The sequence below is a fragment of the Enterobacter asburiae genome (assembly GCF_007035645.1).
Lineage (GTDB): Bacteria > Pseudomonadota > Gammaproteobacteria > Enterobacterales > Enterobacteriaceae > Enterobacter > Enterobacter asburiae_B.
On record NZ_AP019632.1, the window covers coordinates 1,635,873 to 1,655,709 of the forward strand.

15 protein-coding genes are annotated in these 19,837 nt (G+C 56.3%); 7 read left to right on the forward strand and 8 right to left on the reverse strand.

The genetic code is table 11. The features are described from left to right. Positions 1-125 precede the first annotated feature (125 nt). Positions 126-1,337, forward strand: coding sequence for an MFS transporter (locus tag FOY96_RS07740; RefSeq protein ID WP_143346802.1), 1,212 nt, complete (start codon positions 126-128; stop codon positions 1,335-1,337). Here FOY96_RS07740 and mtfA read toward each other — a convergent pair. Beyond that, entirely contained in the window at positions 1,334-2,131 is a 798-nt protein-coding gene (mtfA, locus tag FOY96_RS07745; RefSeq protein WP_033145920.1) for a DgsA anti-repressor MtfA, read from the reverse strand. The two genes, FOY96_RS07740 and mtfA, sit on opposite strands and share 4 nt — an antisense overlap. 215 nt (positions 2,132-2,346) lie before the next feature. Here mtfA and FOY96_RS07750 point away from each other — a divergent pair, with 215 nt between their 5' ends. From FOY96_RS07750 to psrA, 3 genes are all read left to right on the forward strand, one after another. Continuing rightward, positions 2,347-2,493 (forward strand): DUF2256 domain-containing protein, encoded by a 147-nt coding sequence (locus FOY96_RS07750; RefSeq protein ID WP_071891562.1) that lies wholly within the window; start codon positions 2,347-2,349, stop codon positions 2,491-2,493. Next, positions 2,490-4,019 carry a cryptochrome/photolyase family protein gene (locus FOY96_RS07755; RefSeq protein WP_172620508.1) on the forward strand — a complete coding sequence of 510 codons (1,530 nt, stop codon included), beginning with the start codon at positions 2,490-2,492 and terminating at the stop codon, positions 4,017-4,019. Before FOY96_RS07750 ends, FOY96_RS07755 begins: the two co-directional genes overlap by 4 nt. A gap of 92 nt (positions 4,020-4,111) precedes the next feature. Further along, a complete protein-coding gene (psrA, locus tag FOY96_RS07760; RefSeq protein ID WP_045887829.1) occupies positions 4,112-5,011 on the forward strand; it encodes an L-proline-binding transcription factor PsrA in 900 nt (299 codons plus the stop codon). Here psrA and FOY96_RS07765 read toward each other — a convergent pair. The 4 genes from FOY96_RS07765 to FOY96_RS07780 form a co-directional block, all read right to left on the reverse strand. After that, entirely contained in the window at positions 4,986-5,774 is a 789-nt protein-coding gene (locus FOY96_RS07765; protein ID WP_143346804.1) for a substrate-binding domain-containing protein, read from the reverse strand. The two genes, psrA and FOY96_RS07765, sit on opposite strands and share 26 nt — an antisense overlap. Beyond that, entirely contained in the window at positions 5,771-7,084 is a 1,314-nt protein-coding gene (locus tag FOY96_RS07770; protein ID WP_029741700.1) for an MFS transporter, read from the reverse strand. The genes FOY96_RS07765 and FOY96_RS07770 overlap by 4 nt, the downstream gene beginning before the upstream one ends. 282 nt (positions 7,085-7,366) lie before the next feature. Then, positions 7,367-9,016, reverse strand: a complete 1,650-nt coding sequence (fumA, locus tag FOY96_RS07775) for a class I fumarate hydratase FumA (protein WP_143346805.1) — start codon at positions 9,014-9,016, stop codon at positions 7,367-7,369. A gap of 55 nt (positions 9,017-9,071) precedes the next feature. Further along, the gene (locus FOY96_RS07780) at positions 9,072-10,580 is read right to left on the reverse strand and encodes an anion permease (protein WP_072210827.1); all 1,509 of its coding nucleotides are present in this window, start codon (positions 10,578-10,580) and stop codon (positions 9,072-9,074) included. Between the two features lie 606 nt (positions 10,581-11,186). On the opposite strand from FOY96_RS07780, the gene FOY96_RS07785 reads away from it, so the two are divergent. Next, positions 11,187-13,967, forward strand: a complete 2,781-nt coding sequence (locus tag FOY96_RS07785; RefSeq protein WP_143346806.1) for a flavocytochrome c — start codon at positions 11,187-11,189, stop codon at positions 13,965-13,967. Between the two features lie 94 nt (positions 13,968-14,061). Continuing rightward, positions 14,062-15,024 carry an FAD:protein FMN transferase gene (locus FOY96_RS07790; protein WP_143346807.1) on the forward strand — a complete coding sequence of 321 codons (963 nt, stop codon included), beginning with the start codon at positions 14,062-14,064 and terminating at the stop codon, positions 15,022-15,024. Here the strand turns inward: FOY96_RS07790 and dcuR are convergent. Then, complete coding sequence (gene dcuR / locus FOY96_RS07795; protein WP_033145914.1) at positions 15,005-15,724, reverse strand: two-component system response regulator DcuR; 720 nt, start codon at positions 15,722-15,724, stop codon at positions 15,005-15,007. The genes FOY96_RS07790 and dcuR overlap by 20 nt on opposite strands. Beyond that, positions 15,721-17,337, reverse strand: a complete 1,617-nt coding sequence (locus FOY96_RS07800; protein ID WP_143346808.1) for a sensor histidine kinase — start codon at positions 17,335-17,337, stop codon at positions 15,721-15,723. Before FOY96_RS07800 ends, dcuR begins: the two co-directional genes overlap by 4 nt. Before the next feature lie 164 nt (positions 17,338-17,501). Here FOY96_RS07800 and FOY96_RS07805 point away from each other — a divergent pair, with 164 nt between their 5' ends. Further along, positions 17,502-18,365, forward strand: coding sequence for an N-acetylmuramic acid 6-phosphate etherase (locus tag FOY96_RS07805; protein ID WP_143346809.1), 864 nt, complete (start codon positions 17,502-17,504; stop codon positions 18,363-18,365). Positions 18,366-18,421: 56 nt separating this feature from the next. Here FOY96_RS07805 and ompC read toward each other — a convergent pair whose 3' ends face one another. Further along, on the reverse strand, positions 18,422-19,588 hold the full coding sequence (gene ompC, locus FOY96_RS07810; RefSeq protein ID WP_143346810.1) for a porin OmpC: 1,167 nt from the start codon (positions 19,586-19,588) through the stop codon (positions 18,422-18,424). Positions 19,589-19,837 lie beyond the last annotated feature (249 nt).

Consider the following 19,837-nt stretch of genomic DNA (forward strand, 5'->3'; position numbering starts at 1 on the left):
TCCATGATTGATAATAATTCTCGTTATGATATTCATTCTGTTTACAGTCGCAACCATTTTTGCAATATTTGTTTTCATAAACTTCATGATTTCCACACATTTATTGACACTATGTTCACATTCTCATGCGCGCTGACTCAGAAACATTGACCGAAAAGGTCACCTCAAAAGCCAACTGGCCCCTGGCGCTATGTGCGGGTTTATTAGGTATCGGGCAAAACGGCCTGCTGGTGATGCTCCCGCAGCTGGTGACCCTGACCGGGCTGTCGCTTTCGGTCTGGGCCGGGCTGTTGATGTTTGGATCCATGCTCTTTTTACCGGCCTCGCCCTGGTGGGGACGCCAGAGCGAGCGGCGGGGATGTAAGGCCGTGATGGTGGCCTCGCTGAGCGGCTATCTGGCCAGTTTCGTCGTCATGGCGCTGGTGGTCTGGACGATGGCGGCCGGAAGGCTGGATACCGTCTGGGGACTGGCGGGACTGATTCTTTCACGTCTGCTTTACGGACTGACGGTCTCGGGGCTGGTGCCTGCGGCCCAGACGTGGGCTATTCAGCGTGCGGGGCTGGAGAAAAGAATGGCGGCGCTGGCGACGATAAGCTCCGGCCTCAGCTGCGGACGTTTGCTCGGCCCGCCGCTGGCGGCGCTGATGCTCAGCGTCAGCCCGGTTGCGCCGCTCTGGCTGATGGCGATCGCGCCGTTAATCGCGCTGCTGCTGGTGCTTCGCGAAGCCGCAGACCCGCCGCTGCCGCCGGTGGCGCACCAGGCGACCCGCCTGCAGGCCTCGATGCTGCCGTTCCTGCTGCTGGCGCTGCTGCTGGCGGCGCTGGTCAGCCTGATGCAGCTTGGCCTGTCACCGCATCTTAGCCCTCTGCTGGAGGGCAACGCCCGGGAGATCAGCCATCATGTTGCGCTTCTTCTGAGCCTGGCCGCGCTGGCCACGCTCGCGGCGCAGTTTCTGGTGGTCCGCCCGCAGCATTTCACCCCGGTGACCTTGCTCTGCATCGCGGCGGTGTTAATGGTTGCAGGGCTTGGGCTGATGACTGTCGCCGGTTTAACGCTGTTCTACGTGGGGATTGTTATCACTTCACTCGGGGCGGCGATGGCCACGCCGGGCTACCAGCTTCTGCTGAACGACAGGCTGACCACCGGGAAAGGGGCGGGCGTCATCGCCACAAGCCACACGTTAGGCTACGGCGTCAGCGCGCTGCTGGTGCCTGTGGTGACGCGCTTTTACGGCGAGCAGTCTTTGACGGTGGCCGCATGGGGAATGGCAGTGCTGTTTTTAGCGTTGAGCATAGGGGTACGGTCATCCGAGCGGACCCCTGCTGAAAAGCCTTAATGGATCTGGCGGGAGGAATGACCGCCAGACTCCTCATTTTGCCGCAGACGCTGGAGCGGATCCTGCTGATAAAACTGGCAGAAACGCTGCCACAGCGCCGGGAAGCGGGGCGCGAAGAGCTCGGGCGCGCTGAAGAAATACTCCGAGAGCACCGCAAAGCACTCGGCCGGGTCGGTTGCCGCATAGGCGTCAATGCTGGCCGCGCTTTCGCCCACCAGGTCTATTTCATCCTGAATGTTATCCATCGCCGCGTGCAGATCGTGCTCCCAGCCCGCCACCTCGCGAAGCGGGATCAGCGGTACTCCGCTGGCGCGATCGCCGTTGCGGGTATCGAGCTTATGCGCCACTTCATGGATAACCAGATTAAAACCGGACGCATCGAACGAGTCCTGAATGTCGAGCCAGTTGAGGATAATCGGTCCCTGCTGCCAGCTTTGTCCGGACTGCACCACGCGCTGGTTGTGCACCAGCCCGATGTCATCTTCCCACTCGTCATCGACGATAAAGGGAGCCGGATAGATCAGCACTTCGTGGAAGCCATCCAGCCACTCGATACCCAATTCAAGCACTGGCAGACAGAAAAGCAGGGCGATGCGCGCGTTTTTAAGGGGATCGAGTTCGAAACCCTGCAGTGGAACCAGGCGTTTTTGCTGTAAAAAACGATCCGCCAGCTGAACCAGTTTCGCTTGTTCATCCGGCTTAAGATTAGCCAGAACAGGGATCGTCAGCGCGTCATCCCATGGCAGCGCCATATCCCGGCCAGCTTCATTCGTTTTCCAGGGCCACTTTATCATCGCTTTGCTCGCAAACTCGTCACTTGAACAAAAATGGGAAAGTCAGGTTTGGTTAAGATGCCAGAAAATCGCTCACTGCGACAATTCCAGCCTGAATAAACTATCATTCGTACGTAGCGGTGGGTAGCGGTTTACGGGCATCACCTTCATTTTGTGAAGTCTGTCGTAGCCTGCATCCACCGGTCTGGTGAAGAAATCAATACGGTATTGAAAAGATGAGCGATTTCAAAGGTAACAAGCAGGACCTGCCCAGCCGGGCGTGCGCGCACTGCCAGCGGCCCATGACGTGGCGCAAGAAATGGGCGAAATGCTGGGATGAGGTCAAATACTGTTCCGAGCGCTGTCGAAGGAGCCACCGTTGACCGAACTGCGCCTGATCCTGGGCGATCAGCTTAATCCGCACCACAGCTGGTTTGATGCCTGTAATCCAAATGTCATTTACGTGATGCTTGAGCTGCGGGCCGAAACCGCGTACGTGCTTCACCACGCTCAGAAAGTGATCGCCATTTTTGCGGCCATGCGCGCGTTTGCCTCTGCGTTAAAGGAGAAGGGGCATCGGGTGAGGTATGTCCGGCTCTCTGACGACTCAAACCGCGGCGCGCTGGAAGACAATCTCAACGCGCTTGTCGCGCATTACGGCGCCGACAGGGTGATATGGCAGGAGCCCGACGAATGGCGCCTGGACACGCAGCTGCAGGCGTGGGCGAAAGCGGCGTCCGTCGAAACGGCCTGCGTCAGCAGCGAGCATTTCTTCACCACCCGTGAACAGGTGAGCGCGTTCTTTGCGACGCGCAAAAGCTGGCGAATGGAGTACTTTTACCGGGAAATGCGTCGTCAGAACGGCATACTGTTAACCTCAGAAGGCGAGCCGGAAGGGGGGAAATGGAATTTTGATGCTGAAAATCGCAAACGCTGGTCCGGCGAGCCGCCCGCGCCGGACGACTCGCGTCCCAGCCACGATTATTCAGCCTTATGGGCGGAGATCCAGCGCTGCGGCGTAAACACCTTCGGCGAACCGCAGGCCGGGAATTTTCGCTGGCCGCTCAGCCGTTCGGAAGCCAAAGCCAGGCTGGATGAATTTATCGCTCGCGTGCTCCCGCAGTTCGGCGCCTGGCAGGACGCGATGCACGCTGAGGAGCCTTTTCTGTTCCACTCGTTAATTTCGTTCGCGCTGAACACCAAAATGCTTAATCCGCGGGAAGTGGTGGCTGCCGCCCAGCAGGCATGGCGTTTGGGCCATGCGCCGCTGCCAGCCGTCGAAGGGTTTATCCGACAAATTCTCGGCTGGCGGGAGTACGTGCGTGGGATCTACTGGTCGCAGATGCCGGGCTATCGGGAGCTGAATGCCTTAGACCAGCACGCCCCGCTGCCGGACTGGTTCTGGACCGGCAGGACGCAGATGCGCTGCCTGGCGCATGCGATTGGGCAGTCCCTCACCGAGGCTTGCGCCCACCATATCCAGCGCCTGATGGTCATCGGGAACTTTAGCCTGCTCAGCGGCCTGTCGCCGCAGGCGGTTCATGAATGGTATCTGGGGGTCTATATTGATGCCTTTGAATGGGTGGAGCTGCCCAATACCCTCGGAATGAGCCAGTTTGGCGATGGCGGGTTGCTGGCCAGTAAACCCTACGTCTCAAGCGCGTCGTATATTCATAAGATGAGTAACTACTGTCAGGGGTGCCGGTATCAACACAGCCAGCGTACCGGAGAGCTGGCGTGCCCCTTCAATGCCCTTTACTGGGATTTCTTTGCGCGCAACCAGGCGCGTCTGGGTAACAATCCCCGCCTGGGCATCGTCTTTAAACAGCTTGCGGACATGAAGGAAGAGGAGCGGCAGGCCATTGCCGATCGCGCCGGGTATATTCGCCTGCATCTCAACGAGCTCTGACGTATTTCACCACCGCGCCGGTTGCGGTGGGTCAATAAGACGCTATTATTTTTGACTTTGTTGCGTATTCCCTGACAGGACATCCAGACGCCATGCCCGTGAATTTTGACCTTAACGATCTTTATGCTTTCAGAGCGTTAGTGGAATACGGTAACTTCCGTGTCGCTGCTGAATCTATCTGCTTATCCCAGTCGGCGCTGAGCCGCAGGATTGAAAAGCTGGAAGCCGCGCTGGGAAACCGGCTGTTTGACCGTACCACCCGCCGCGTGGCCTTAACGTTATACGGGCAAAACTTTGCTGAACGCTCCGCGCAGCTGCTCGACAACGTTGAGTCAATGCTGGCGGATGTCGATAAGGTCAGTGAAGAGCGGACGGGGCTGATCACGGTTGCCACGGTGCCGTCCGCGGCCTGTTACTTTATGCCCGATGTGATCCGTCGTTTTCAGTCTCGCTATCCGCGGGTTCGCATTAAGCTCATCGACAGCAGCGCGGGGAATGTGATTGACGCCGTGGCCCGAAGCCAGGCGGATTTTGGTATCTGCTTCGCAGGAAATCTGCCGTCTGACATCGAATTTTTCCCGCTGGTGGAGGATGTCTATGTTGCGGCGTGCCGAAAGGATCACCCCCTGGCGCAGAAGAGTCACCTGACGTGGCAGGCCTTTTACCAGCAGGATTATATCTCCCTCGATAAAACGTCAGGCAACCGTAACCTGCTCGATCGGATGCTGGGGGATATCGTTCCCGAACGCCCCAGCGTCTGCGAAACGCGCCACGTTACCACGATGCTCGGTATGGTAGAGGCGGGGATCGGCATTGCTGCCGTTCCCGCCATGTCGATGCCGACGTCAGAGCACACGCTGCTGACGCATCTGCCGCTGGTGGCGCCGGAAGTGAAACGCACCGTGGGGCTTATCCGGCGCCGGGGGCGCATCCAGTCCTACATTGCGGCTGAACTGGAAAAGCAGATCACCGAGCAGTATCGCCGGACGTAACGGGGATCATCCCCGTCTTCTGGATGACGGCCCTGGAGGGCGGTGAGGCGAGATAGGTCAGCAGCGCTTTCCCCTCTGCGGGATGTTCTGCGTGACGGGTGACCGCACCCGCGAAGCGCGTGATGTACTGCAGATTATCCGGGATTTTCCCGATAAAGGTGACGCCCTGAACCGGCAGCAGCTCGCTGACCTGCTGGAAACCGACGGCGTATTTTCCTTTCGCCACTTCTGAGGCGACCGGGATACGCTCGACCATTGTCGCTTTACCCGCCACTTCTTTTTCAATCCCCATTTTTTTGAACAACGTCTGGCTGACGTACCTGCCGCTGGCGCTGTCAGAGTAGGCGATGGAGCTGGCCTGCAGCAGCGTTTTACGCAAAGCCGACTCGCTGCTGATATCAGGGACATCCGCACCTTTTTTCACCACCATGCCAACGGGGGAGTCCGCGAGTTCCGTTCGCGAACCCGGCTGGGTCTGGTCGGCTTTTTCGAGCTTCTCCAGCGCATCGCCCACCATAATCACCACGTCGGCTTTCTCGCCGCGCGCCAGTCGGTTTGGGATCGCCTGCGGCGTAGCGCCCATTGAGGGGCCGGGGATAATCACGATTTTATCCCCGGTCCGGCGTTCATAGTCCGGGGCCAGCTTTTCCAGGGCGGCCTTGAAGCCGCCTGAAATCATGACCTTCACGTCCTGGGCACAGGCATTAACGCTCAGGAGCGTCAGCACCAGCGCGCTGGCGGTAAAGCGATAGGTGCGTTTCATACTGCCCCCTGTGACTTGACGGTGTTTTGCAGCGATACCGCGCGGCGGCGGTAGAGGTAGAGCGTGGCCAGCAGGGCGCACACGGCGGCGAAACTCATCCAGTAGCCAGGCGAGGCTTTGTCACCGGTGTATTCAATCAGCGCGGTGGACATGACCGGGGTAAAGCCGCCAAAGACCGCCGTTGCCAGGCTGTAAGCCAGAGAGAACCCCGCCACGCGCACTTCAGCAGGCATAATCTCCGTCAGGGCCGGGATCATCGCGCCGTTGTACAGGCCGTAAAGGAAGGAGAGCCACAGCAGCACGCTCAGCATCATGGAGAAGCTGGGCGCGCTCGCCAGCAGCGTCAGGGCGGGGTAGCTGGTCGCCAGCGCCAGCAGGGCCATGGCAATCAGCACCGGCTTGCGCCCGAAGCGATCCGACAGCGCGCCGCCCACCGGCAGCCAGATGAAGTTAGAAATCGCCACCAGCAGCGTGACCAGCAGGCTGTCCGAGGCGCTGAGCATCAGCACCTTTTTGCCAAAGGTGGGGGCGTAGACGGTGATCAGGTAGAACGCGGTGGTGGTCATCGCCACCATCAGCATGCCTGCGACCACCACCTGCCAGTTGCCGAGCAGCGTTTTAAAGACCTGACGCATCTCCAGATGCTGGCGGCGCGCGCTGAACTCTTCCGTCTCCTCCAGCTTGCGGCGCAGGAAAAAGATAAACGGCACGATTAAGCAGCCGAACAGGAACGGGATGCGCCAGCCCCATTCGCGAATGGCGCTCTCCTCCATCAGGGCATTCAGGGCAAAGCCCATCGCCGCGGCGACCATAATGGCGACCTGCTGGCTGCCGGACTGCCAGCTGGTGTAAAACCCTTTGCGGCCCGGCGTGGCGATTTCAGCCAGATAAACCGAGACGCCTCCAAGCTCCGCACCGGCGGAAAAGCCCTGCAGCAGACGGCCCGTCAGCACCAGCAGCGGCGCCCACAGACCGATGCTTTGATAAGAGGGGATAAGCACGATCAGGAACGTCCCCGCCGCCATGATGGAAAGCGTGACGATCAGCCCCTTTCTGCGACCTACCTTGTCGATATACGCGCCTAGCACGATGGCGCCTATTGGACGCATCAAAAAGCCCGCGCCGAAGACGGCGAAGGTCATCATCAGCGACGCAAATTCACTGCTCGCCGGGAAGAACGTGTGGGCGATGTAGGTGGCATAGAAGCCGAACAGAAAGAAATCGAACTGCTCAAGAAAGTTGCCGGACGTCACGCGGAGTATGGCGCCCGCTTTCGAGCGTACGGTTGCAGGTGAGGTTGAGGAAAACATGGTTATCTCCAGTTTATTGTTGACGTTTTACGCGTCTGTTTTTGAAAACTGGATCAGGATGAGGAAATAGATAAGCGCAAATGCCGCATCGGCTGATGCACGTTTTGCATGAATAGCCTTCGCGGGATCAATACAATTAATGACAACAATAACTTAACAATTAATTGATTTTTTATTCACCACTTTTTGCTAAGTGGCTGATATCACGGTTTTGTGACATGACGCAGGCTCATGTCTTTCTGCGACTGCCGGGCAGCGTTGCGCCACCCGGCCTGTCTCAACCTAGCGCTGTGAACAACCCGCGCACTGTTTGTTCTGGATCTGCTGGAAGAAATCGTTGCCTTTGTCATCCACCAGGATAAACGCCGGGAAGTTCTCGACTTCAATTTTCCAGATGGCTTCCATTCCCAGCTCCGGATACGCGACGCATTCCAGGCTCTTAATGCTGTTTTGCGCCAGCACCGCCGCCGGGCCGCCAATGCTGCCCAGGTAGAAGCCGCCGTGTTTATGGCAGGCGTCGGTTACCTGCTGGCTGCGGTTGCCTTTCGCCAGCATGATCATGCTCGCGCCGTGGGATTGCAGTAAGTCCACATACGAGTCCATACGGCCCGCCGTGGTCGGGCCGAGTGAGCCAGACGCGTAGCCTTCCGGCGTTTTGGCCGGGCCTGCGTAGTAGATCGGATGGTCTTTAACGTACTGCGGCAGCTCTTCACCGTTGTCGAGCAGCTCTTTCAGCTTCGCGTGGGCAATATCGCGCGCCACGATGATGGTCCCGTTCAGCGACAGGCGGGTAGAGACCGGGTGCGCGGAAAGCTGCGCCAGGATCTCCTTCATCGGCTTGTCCAGATTGATGCTCACCACGTCGCCTTCGCCCTGCTGGCGCAGTGATTCAGGAATATACTGACCCGGGTTGTGTTCCAGCTTCTCAATCCAGATCCCGTCGCGGTTGATCTTCGCTTTAATGTTGCGGTCTGCGGAGCAGGAGACGCCCATGCCGATTGGGCAGGAGGCGCCGTGGCGCGGCAGGCGGATCACGCGGATATCGTGGGCGAAGTATTTACCGCCGAACTGCGCGCCGAGGCCGAGGTTCTGCGCTTCCTGGAGCAGTTCCTGTTCGAGCTTAACGTCGCGGAACGCCTGGCCGTGTTCGTTACCTTCCGTCGGCAGCGCGTCGTAGTAGCGCGTGGAAGCGAGCTTCACGGTTTTCAGCGTGGCTTCCGCTGACGTACCGCCAATCACAAATGCGATATGGTAAGGCGGGCAGGCCGCAGTGCCCAGGGTGCGCATCTTCTCAACCAGGTAGTTTTTCAGCTTCGCCGGGGTGATCAGTGCTTTGGTTTCCTGATAGAGGTAGGTTTTGTTGGCAGAGCCGCCGCCTTTTGCCATGCACAGGAATTTGTATTCGTCCCCGTCCACGCTGTAGAGATCGATCTGCGCGGGCAGGTTGGTGCCGGTATTCACCTCTTTATACATGTCCAGCGCCGCATTCTGCGAGTAGCGCAGGTTATCTTCAATGTAGGTGTTATACACCCCCTGGCTCAGCGCCGCTTCGTCACCGCCGCCGGTCCAGACGCGCTGGCCTTTTTTACCCATGATGATCGCGGTGCCGGTATCCTGGCAGGTTGGCAGCACGCCTTTTGCGGCAATTTCAGAGTTACGCAGGAACTGCAGGGCAACGTATTTGTCGTTCTGGCTGGCTTCCGGGTCGTTGAGAATGGCGGCAACCTGCTTCTGGTGAGAAGGACGCAGCATAAACGCGGCATCGTGGAAGGCCTGCTGCGCCAGCAGGGTCAGGGCTTCCGGCTCCACTTTCAGCACTTCCTGACCGTCGAATTCGGCAACGGAGACGTGCTCTTTGGTCAGCAGGTAGTATTCGGTGTCGTCATGGGAAAGAGGGAAGGGGTTCTGGTAGAAAAACGGTTTATTTGACATAGCGTATTGCTCCACAAAAATAAAACCGCCGGAGGAGAAGTCCGGCGGTCAGGAATCAGAACATCATGGACATCCACGGATAACCAATCAGCAGCAGGGCCGCCAGGAAGATGGCACCGAAGATGGTGCCGAGGCGCCAGTAGTCTTTGGTTGGCAGGTAGCCGCTACCGTAGTAAATCGGGCTTGGGCCAGTACCGTACGGGGTGATGATCCCCATGACGCCCAGCGAGGTCACCATCAGCAGAACGAACACTTCCATATTCATGCCCGGGATGGTGGAGGCGATGGTCAGCATCGCTGGCAGCAGCGCCGTGGTGTGCGCGGTGGTGCTGGCAAACAGGTAGTGCAGCAGGTAGAACGCCAGCAGCAGGACGACGGTCGCCACGCCCGGAGAGATACCGCTCATCAACAGACCGCCTTCTTTACCTAACCAGCTGATAAAGCCGGTAGAAGAGAGGCCATCCGCCAGTGCCACCAGGGTGGCGAACCAGACGAAGGTGTTCCATGCGGCCTTGTTACCTGTGATATCGTTCCATTCCAGCACGCCGGTCCACAGCATCAGACCGACGATGAGCAGGGCTGCCATGGCAGGCTCAATCCACGCGGCGGCGAAGATCCACATCAGCAGTGCACAGCACACGAACACCAGCAGCAGAATTTCATTGCGGGACAGTTTGCCGAGTTTTTCCAGCTCGCGGGTCGCCCACAGCGGCACTTCGTTATTCACTTTGACTTCAGGTGGGTAGAACCAGTAGGCCAGCAGCGGCATGGCCAGAATCAGCAGGATACCCAGCGGCAGGAAGGCGAGGAACCAGGTGCCCCAGGAGATATCAATCCCAACCGTACTTTTCACCAGCGCCAGGGCCAGCAGGTTTGGCGCGAGGGCGGAGAGGAACATTGAGCTGGTGATACAGGCTGCGGTGATCGCCACCCACATCAGGTATGAACCAATTTTACGCGCGCTTGGGTCATTAGGTTTTGAACCGTACAGCGGCGGCAGGTTAGCGATAATCGGGTAGATGGTCCCGCCGCTGCGCGCGGTGTTGGACGGGGTGAACGGTGCCAGCAGCAGGTCAGCAAACGTGATGGCGTAACCGAGCGTCAGGCTGCGACGGCCGAGGTACTTCACCAGAATCAGCGCCAGACGGCGGCCGAAGCGGGTTTTGTCATAGCCAGCGGCGAACATAAAGGCACCGAAAATCAGCCAGACGGTAGAGTTACCAAACCCGCTCACCGCCCACTTAAAGGAGGCTCCCGCCAGCTTGAATTTCGGGTCAGCCAGCTGATCGGGGCTGAACAGCACCCACTGGCTGCACAGGGCGATGGCAACCACGCCGGTCAGGCCGATCACCGCACCCGGCAGCGGTTCGAAGATCAGACCGACGATCACGCCGACAAAGATGGCGAAGTAGTGCCATGCGTAAGGCGGCAAGCCTTCAGGAACGGGAACAAACAGCAGCAGTACGGCGACGATGACGGGTAGCGCCATCATCAGCAATCGTTTTGCGTTTCCATTTGATGCCTGGTTCGCCACAGGGGGCGTTACAGCAGTTTTTGTATTCATAGTTTCACGTCTTAAGTTGTCAAAAATTCGGTCGCACTGAAAAAGCACTTTATTTAGTTTCTTTGCTTTTTTTTTAGTTATTAAAGGTGCTTTCCTGTATTTTCAGTAATAGCGATTTAACGCGTTTTTGTGTGCGCTAAATTAAAAAAAGATGATGTTTTTATATTGCGCTTTTGAATGCCATAACTATTGATCGCGATCAAAAAAATAGAATTGCAGCGTTATTTTTATGCTTTTATTAATAACCACTCTGGCGTATGTGGTTATTGCCTGCTTTTTGCGTGTTTTTTATCATTTCTTTAACAAGATAGATTTTGGTGTCATTGTAATATATTGTTTTTATTGATTTTGTATGTGTTAAGGTGAATTGGTTTTACCATTCATATTTTAACGGTTTTTAAATTATTGTGAATGACTGAATTACAATCGCTAACACCAATGTGTTATTTGTGTTATCGCAGGGATTAAATAGTTTTTTAACTAACGTAATAACTTTAGAAACTAAAAAAATCATTATATTAATATCATGACATCGGCAAAAAACGACGAAATAAAAAATCAATCCGATAACGAATTCTTAATTTTTAAAAGTTTGGAGTTTCTATTATGAGCACTAACGAACGCATTCTTAGCCCCTTCACATTACCGAATGGCACTGAACTGAAAAACCGTTTGTTAATGGCCCCTATGACAACCTGTACCGGCTATTTTGACGGCACCGTCACCAGCGAGCTGGTGGAGTACTATCGGGCCCGTTCCGGCAGCATTGGCACCATCATTGTGGAATGCTGCTTCGTCGACGATCTCGGTCTCGCCTTCCCGGGTGCCATCGGTATTGATAATGACGAGAAAATTGCCGGGCTGGCTAAAATCGCGGAGGCCATCAAATCCAAAGGATCGAAGGCGCTGCTGCAGATCTACCACGGCGGCCGCATGGTCGATCCAAAACTGATTGGTGGCCGTACCCCGGTTGGCCCGAGCGCCGTAGCCGCGCCGCGTGAAGGTGCCGCAACGCCTGTCGCCCTGACCGCAGAAGAAGTGGAAGGCATGATCGGCAAGTTTGGTGAGGCGGTGCGTCGCGCCATCCAGGCCGGTTTCGACGGCGTGGAAATCCACGGGGCGAATACCTATCTGATTCAGCAGTTCTACTCCCCGAATTCAAACCAGCGCGACGACGAGTGGGGCGGCAGCCGCGATAACCGCGCGAAGTTCCCGCTGGCGGTGCTGGACATTACCCACAAAATGGTGCGCCAGTACGCGGATGACGCGTTTATTATTGGCTACCGCTTCTCCCCTGAAGAGATGGAAGTCCCGGGCATCCGCTTTGACGACACCATGTATCTGCTGGAAAAACTGGCGGCGCGCGGCGTGGACTATCTGCACTTCTCCGTCGGCGCTACCCTGCGTCCTTCCATCGTCGACACCCAGGATCCCACCCCGCTTATCGAAAAATACTGCGCGATGCGTTCTGAAACGCTGGCGCAGGTTCCGGTCATGGGCGTGGGCGGCGTGGTGAATGCTTCCGATGTGAATGAAGCGCTGGACCACGGTTACGACCTGATTGCCGTTGGCCGCGCCACCATCGCTTATCCGGACTGGACCGACCGCATCGCGGCCGGCGAAAGCCTGGAGCTGTTTATGGACAGCACCAAACGCGAAGAGCTCAGCATTCCTGAACCGCTGTGGCGCTTCTCGCTGGTGGAAGCGATGATCCGCGACATGAGCATGGGCGAATCCAAATTCAAACCGGGTACCTTTGCTGAGAAAGTGCAGGATGACGCTAACGAACTGGTGATTAACGTCAGCCTTGAAACCGACCGCATTGCGGACATCGAACTGGCCTCCGGCCCGAGCGAAGACGTTGAGTTTGTAACCAGCTTTGAAGAGATCCGTACCCGCATTCTGGACGCCAATACCCCGCACGTGGATGCCATCACCGGCGCAACCAGCCAGAGCGAGGCGGTGAAGAAAGCGGTCTCGAAAGCGATGCTGAAATCCAGCAAAGCGCTGGCCGCGGAAGAGGGCGTTGATCCGAACGAAACCCGCAGCGTGGACGTGGTCGTTGTCGGCAGCGGCGGCGCCGGTCTGGCTGCGGCGATCCAGGCTCACGACGAAGGCGCGAGCGTGCTGATTGTCGAGAAAATGCCGACCATCGGCGGGAACACCATTAAAGCCTCTGCCGGTATGAATGCCGCCGAAACCCGCTTCCAGCGCGTGAAGGGCATTCAGGACAGCAAAGAGCTGTTCTATCAGGAAAGCCTGAAAGGCGGCGGCAACAAGAACAACCCGGAACTGCTGCGTCGCTTCGTCGAGAACGCGCCGCAGGCAATTGAGTGGCTGGCCACGCGCGGCATCATGCTGAACGACATCACCACCACCGGCGGGATGAGCATCGACCGTACTCACCGTCCAAAAGACGGTTCAGCGGTAGGCGGCTATCTCATCAGCGGCCTGGTGCGTAACGTCAACAAACGCAACATCGAGGTGATGCTGGATACCTCCGTCAGCGACATCATCTTCGAGAACGGCGAAGTGACCGGCGTACGCCTGACTACCGAAGAGAACGAAACCGTCACCGTGGCAACCAAAAGCGTGATTGTCGCCACCGGCGGCTTCAGCGCTAACAGCCAGATGGTGGTGAAATACCGTCCTGATCTGGAAGGGTTCGTTACCACCAACCACAAAGGGGCAACCGGCGGCGGCATCGCGCTGCTGGAGCGCATCGGGGCGGGTACCGTGGATATGGGCGAAATTCAGATTCACCCAACCGTAGAGCAGAAAACCTCGTACCTGATTTCCGAATCCATTCGCGGCGGCGGGGCGATTCTGGTCAATCAGAAAGGGGAACGCTTCTACAACGAAATGTCGACCCGCGATAAGGTCTCGGCGTCAATCATCGCGCTGCCGGAGAAATACGCATACATCGTCTTTGACGAGCACGTACGTGCCAAAAACAAAGCCGCGGATGAGTACATCGCGAAAGGTTTCGTGACCAGCGCCAGCTCGCCAAAAGCCCTGGCTGAGGCGCTGGGTATGGATCACCACGCTTTTCTCGCGACGCTGGAACGTTACAACGGCTTCGTTGAAAAACAGCACGATGATGATTTTGGCCGTACCACCGCGCTGCGCGCGCCTATCAACGAAGGGCCGTTCTACGCCATTCAGATTGCACCGGGCGTGCACCACACCATGGGCGGCGTGACCATCAACACCGAAACCTGCGTGCTGGACAGCAACCACAACGTGCTGCCAGGGGCGTTTGCGGCCGGTGAAGTGGTCGGCGGGATCCACGGCGGTAACCGTATCGGCGGTAACGCAGTGGCAGATATCATTATTTTTGGTACGCTTGCAGGACATCAGGCGGCTATGCGTTCGAAAAAGCAGTAAGACCCCTGTGTTGTAGGCCGGATACGCCCAGCGCTATCCGGCATTTTCCCCGGCGGCGCGGTGCCTGCCGGGGCTACATCTGAGGACTCCAGCCATGCCTGATAGCCATCGCGTTTACAGCTACTCCGCCGTCCTGATGGGCTCACCCATTCTCCTGAAACTCTTCTCCCACGACGAAGCCCTCGCGTCCCGCGTGTTTCGCCTGATCAAACAGTACGAAGATCTGCTCACCGTCAACCGCGCGCACTCGCAGGTGATGGACATCAACCATGCTGCTGGCCAGCATCCGGTTACCGTCAGCCGGCCGGTGTTTGAGCTGATCCGCTGTGCCAAAGCGGCAAGCCTGTTCAGGGACAGCGCCTTTAACCTGGCGATAGGTCCGCTGGTGAAGCGCTGGAAAATTGGCTTTCAGGGGGACAGCGTTCCGCCTGCCGATGAAATCGCGTCGCTGCTGGCGATAACCCGTCCTGAGGATGTTCTTCTTGATGAGGCCAGCAGCAGCGTGTTTCTGACCAGAGCGGGGATGGAGATCGATCTGGGGGCCATTGCCAAAGGCTATATCGCCGACAGGGTGCGTGATTACCTGCATAAAGAGGGCGCTGAGCTGGGGCTGATCAACCTCGGCGGAAACATTCAGACGTTAGGCTCGCCGGAAGGGGGCTGGAGCGTGGGGCTGAAAAAACCGTTCGCCGGTGATGCGCTGATCGGCACGATGACCGTAGAGAACCTCTCCGTCGTGACGTCGGGAACGTACGAGCGCTACTTTGAGCAAAACGGCAAGCGCTATCACCATATTCTCGATCCGCGCACCGGGTATCCGCTGGACAACGAGCTGGACAGCGTGACGATTGTTTCGAAAGACTCCATCGACGGCGATATCTGGACCACGCTGATGTACGGCATGGGCGTCGAAAAAGGCTGCGCTGCGCTGCGTTCTCGTCCCGATATTGAAGCTATCTTTGTGACCAAAACAAAAGAAGTGGTGTTCTCTTCAGCACACCACTTCCGCTTTACCCTGCTGGATAACGACTACCGCGTTACTGACAGTATTGCTTGAGCAGGCCGGTCTGCTCCGGCTGGAGACGGTAGCGATACACCGGACGGCCGGTGGCGCCGTAGTGAATGCTGGTGAACAAAATGTTGATTTGCGCGAGCCAAATCAGGTACTTGCGGCAGGACACGCGCGAGATATTGACCGCGCTTGCCAGGTCATCGGTAGAAAATTCCGTCTCCGGGTGAGCGTCAATCCACTGGCAAATCGTGCGCAGCGTTTGCGGCGTTAACCCCTTCGGCAGCTTTTTACTGTCCGCCAGTTCCGGCGCCCCGCCGTGGATCAGCCGGTCGACGTCGGCCTGCTCATAATACTGGTGCGAACCCATCAGGCTATGCTTTGCCTTCCAGCCGTTCAGCGCCTCTTCAAAGCGCGGAAACTGGAACGGCTTGATCAGATAATCCACTACGCCGTAGTGGATGGAGGTCTGGATCGTGGCGGCATCGGCAGCCGACGAGATCATAATCACATCGATCGGGCGACCGGATGCGCGAATAACGGGCAGCAAATCCAGCCCATTATCCTGCTGCATATAGACATCCAGCAGCACCAGATCGACAGGCTGCCCGGGGTTATTAATGATGGCCTCGGCCTGGTTTAGCGTGGAGGCGACGCCGCAGCAGCTAAAACCATCAACACGGTTGACATACAGACGGTTGAGGTCGGCTACCATGGCGTCATCATCGACAATTAATACATTTATCACGCGATATTCCTCTCGCTATCCCAGGGGATGTGAACAAAAAATTGGGTAAATACGCCTGGCTCAGACTCGACGCTGATATCGCCGCCGAGGTTCTGAATTTGCTGGCGAGCAAGGAACAGCCCAACGCCGCGGTTTTCACCTTTTGTTGAGAAGCCCTTTGTAAAAATAGCCTCCAGCTGAGCGGGTTCAATGCCGGGGCCATCGTCGCTGACTTCGCAGCTGAGCCAGCCATTCTGATAATGCAGCAGCAGGCCGATCTCACCTTCCTGCTGTCCTTCCATCGCGTCGAGCGCGTTTTCAATGAGGTTACCCAGCACGGTGATCAGCACCGCGACCTGCTCTTCGCTCGCGGTATCCGGTATCTGGCATTCATCCGCCAGCGTCAGGGTGACGCCCGCTTCTTTCGCCCGATTGATTTTACCCAGCAGGAACCCGGCAATCACCGGGGATTTTACCTTGCTCTGTATCGTGCCGATATCCGTCTGGTAATTATGTGCAGTCTGAATGATGTACTCTTCCAGCTTGTCGTAGCGCTTCATGTGCAGCAGGCCCAGGATCACATGCAGTTTATTCATAAACTCGTGCGTGTGGCTGCGCAGGGCCTCGACGTAGTTAACCATGCCATCAATACGCTGCATCAGCTGGCTGATTTCCGTTTTATCACGGAAGGTGGTGATGGCGCCGATCACCCGATCCTGGCTTTTAACGGGCACCATGTTGCACAGCAATAGACGCCCGTTACAGCTGATCTCCTGATCCTGGCGCGCGACGCCCGTCTTTGAGACTTCGCGCAGGCTGGCCAGCAGGGGGGCGCTGGCATTTTCGGTCTGCTTGCCGGAAGGGAGAAGCAATATTTCTCTGGCGGTCTGGTTGATCATCGTCACGCGCCCGTGAATATCGACGGCCAGCACCCCCTCGCGAAGCGACTGCAGCATCGCCTGACGCTGTTCGAACAAGGCGGAAATTTCGTAAGGTTCGAGCCCGAACAGGATGCGTTTCAGTACCCGCACCAGACCCCAAATCGCCATGGAGCTCATAAAAATACTGAATAAAATGGTCCAGACGGCGTTGAGCCGCCCGCGAGCGATCTGCTCTTCAACCTTTTTCAGGGAGATACCTACCGCCACCACGCCGATCTGCTCGTGCTGGCCGTCGTAGACTGGGGTGAAGACGCGAAGCGCTTCGGCGAGCGCACCCCGGTTTACCGATACGTTCTCTTTGCCCTCAAGCGCGGGAGTTAAATCGTCACCGATAAAATGCAGCCCCAGCAGCGCCTCGTTCGGGTGAGAGTAGCGAATACCCCGCATATCGGTGACCACGGTGAACAGCAGATCGTTTCGTTTCGTCACCGCCTGGGCGATGGGCTGAATAATATTCTCCTGCGGTGCCTGCATCAGGCCGCGCTGGATCTCCGGGCTGTTGGCCAGCGTTCTGGCAATACCCAGAGCCGTATCTTTTACATCATCGCGGGTCGCCCGGGTGATTTGCACGGAGTAGAGCGCAAAGACCACCAGCAGCACAGAGGCAATAATCGCGCATACCATCAGCGTGACCAGGGTGTTCAGCTTCATGGGGCGCTTGCGCGTCGGAAGGAAAGGCTGCAAATCGCTCATCAACACTCCGCGATGATTAAGAAAGGGGTAATTATCGCCGATGACGCGCTTTTCTTAAAGCCATGTAAAGGCGTGGATTTGGTCCTCTTTTCGTGACCCTCCTCGCAGGTCATCTATATAAAACACTTTATAGTGTGTGGGTACTCATAATAAGGAGGCTGTTTATGAGCGTTATGCTTACCGGTTCGGTCAAGGAAAGACGGCACGCCAGCACGATGAATATTGATAGATTGTCCACGCTGGACATGCTGAAAGTCATTCACCAGGATGATGCACTCATTTCTGCTGCGATTACCCCCTGTTTAGATACTATTGCCCGCGTGGTGGACAACGCCGCCGCGACGCTCAGCCACGGCGGTCGCCTGATCGTCGTTGGTGCGGGGCCGTCAGGGCGCGTAGCGCAACAGATTGCCGATGAATATGCGCCGGGCAAAACCCCTGTGATGGCCGTTACGGCACAAGAAGGGGAAGGGAGCTACGAGCGCGGCGTTGCCGATCTGCAGGCCATCAAGTTTGGTGAACACGATATGATGCTGGCCGTGACCGTCAGCGGAAAAACGCCGTGGGTCTGGGGGGCAATGCGTCATGCGTGGTCTCTGGGTTCACCGGTCGCTATTGTTACCGGTGATGCGCAAAGCGAAGCCGCACAGCTGGCAAGCATGGTTATCGCTCCGGAGCTAGGGGCCGACGTCGTCGCAGGCTATATCAACACCAAAGCGGGGATCGCGCAAAAAATGATCCTCTCGATGATTGCCACCGGGCTGGCCGTCCGAACCGGACGGGTTTACAGCAACCTGCGGGTGGATCTTGAGGCAGGCACGACCAAATGGGCTGAACGGCAAATCGCCATTGTGATGGAAGCGGGGGGATGCACACGGGCGGAGGCAAAAGCCGCGCTGGCGAGCTGTAACCATAACTGTAAAACGGCGGTATTGATGGTGCTGACAGGGCTGGATGCGTGGAAAGCCCATGAACTGCTGGCGCAAAATAACGGGTTTATCCGCGTGGCACTGCAGGAAGCGCCGTAATAGAGATAGTGAAGAAATAAAAAGGCCGCAATTGCGGCCTTTGGTATTTTGGGGAATTAGAACTGGTAGGTCATGCCTACGCCAACGATGTCATCAGTTGAGATGCCATTGGCTTCGTAGAAGCTTTCATCGCTGTCCAGCAGGTTGATTTTATAATCAACGTAAGTCGAGAAGTTTTTGTTGAAGCTGTAGGTCATACCGAGATCGATATAGTTCACCAGATCCTGATCAACATAGTCGTAATTATTACCTGGGTTGTAATCATTGCCGCCAATGTCTTTACCTTTGGAATAAACCCATGCCAGAGACGGACGCAGGCCGAAGTCGAACTGGTACTGCGCAACGGCTTCAAAGTTCTGGGTCTGGTTGGCGATACCAACATTACCATATGGCGTCATATTGCGGGTTTCCGCATACATCATGGCCAGGTAAACACCCTGCGCATCATATTTTGCCCCAATGGTCCAGGCTTCAGCGTGTTCGCCACCTGCATATGGGCTGTAGCGGTTGTAGTTACCTGCACCGTATGCAACCTGTTTGTTCGTGCGGTCGGAAGATGAATATGCCGCACCCAGGCTCAGACCGAAGTCAAAATCGTAGGTGGTAGACATACCAAAGCCGTCGCCGTTCTGGAAACGAACATTGTCATGGCCATTTTTCGTGCCTTCCTGATCTTCTGTTGCATCCTGACCTTCATTCGCACCCTGATACTGCAGCGCGAAATTCAGGCCCTCAGCCAGACCGAAGAAATCCTGGTTACGATAGGTTGCCAGACCGTTAGCACGACCGTTCATAAAGTTATCGGTCCAGGTGTAAGAGTCACCGCCAAATACAGGCAGCATATCGGTCCAGGCTTCAACGTCGTACACGACGCCGTAATTACGGCCATAATCAAATGAACCGTATTCGCCATATTTCAGGCCAGCATACGCCAGGCGGTTAAACGATTTGTCACCCGCGCCCTCGGTATTATTAGCGAAGGTTTTGTATTCCCACTGGCCGTAACCGATCAGATCGTTAGCGATCTGGGTTTCGCCTTTGAAACCAATCTGCACATAGGTTTCGTCGCCGTCGTCGCCAGGGTTGTCAGAGAAGATATGACGCGCGTCGACTTTGCCGTACAGGTCAACTTTGTTGCCGTTTTTGTTGTACATTTCAGCCGCATTGGCTGCGCCTGCCATTAATAACGCGGGTACCACAATTGCCAGAACTTTTCTTTTCATTATATATTCCCTTCAAGCATAATTTATATGAATATATGTAATCACCCTCCGCAATTACAGGCTTGATACTATTCCAGGAAGTGTTATTTAGTTTCAAAAAAAAATGTAATTAAATCCTATGAAATATTGCCAAACATTTCTATTAATCTCTTTATTTTTCTGCTGAATTAATTCATTGAATTTATACGGTGTAATTATTATTAAGTATTTCGTGGCTCTATTTTTAAATTGATTTAATTCGTCTATGTT

Coding starts and splice junctions, on each gene's coding strand:
- FOY96_RS07740 (WP_143346802.1), top strand. CDS start 126: ATGCGCGCTGACTCAGAAACATTGACCGAAAAGGTCACCTCAAAAGCC.
- mtfA (WP_033145920.1), bottom strand. CDS start 2,131: ATGATAAAGTGGCCCTGGAAAACGAATGAAGCTGGCCGGGATATGGCG.
- FOY96_RS07750 (WP_071891562.1), top strand. CDS start 2,347: ATGAGCGATTTCAAAGGTAACAAGCAGGACCTGCCCAGCCGGGCGTGC.
- psrA (WP_045887829.1), top strand. CDS start 4,112: ATGCCCGTGAATTTTGACCTTAACGATCTTTATGCTTTCAGAGCGTTA.
- FOY96_RS07765 (WP_143346804.1), bottom strand. CDS start 5,774: ATGAAACGCACCTATCGCTTTACCGCCAGCGCGCTGGTGCTGACGCTC.
- FOY96_RS07770 (WP_029741700.1), bottom strand. CDS start 7,084: ATGTTTTCCTCAACCTCACCTGCAACCGTACGCTCGAAAGCGGGCGCC.
- fumA (WP_143346805.1), bottom strand. CDS start 9,016: ATGTCAAATAAACCGTTTTTCTACCAGAACCCCTTCCCTCTTTCCCAT.
- FOY96_RS07780 (WP_072210827.1), bottom strand. CDS start 10,580: ATGAATACAAAAACTGCTGTAACGCCCCCTGTGGCGAACCAGGCATCA.
- FOY96_RS07785 (WP_143346806.1), top strand. CDS start 11,187: ATGAGCACTAACGAACGCATTCTTAGCCCCTTCACATTACCGAATGGC.
- FOY96_RS07790 (WP_143346807.1), top strand. CDS start 14,062: ATGCCTGATAGCCATCGCGTTTACAGCTACTCCGCCGTCCTGATGGGC.
- FOY96_RS07800 (WP_143346808.1), bottom strand. CDS start 17,337: ATGAGCGATTTGCAGCCTTTCCTTCCGACGCGCAAGCGCCCCATGAAG.
- FOY96_RS07805 (WP_143346809.1), top strand. CDS start 17,502: ATGAGCGTTATGCTTACCGGTTCGGTCAAGGAAAGACGGCACGCCAGC.
- ompC (WP_143346810.1), bottom strand. CDS start 19,588: ATGAAAAGAAAAGTTCTGGCAATTGTGGTACCCGCGTTATTAATGGCA.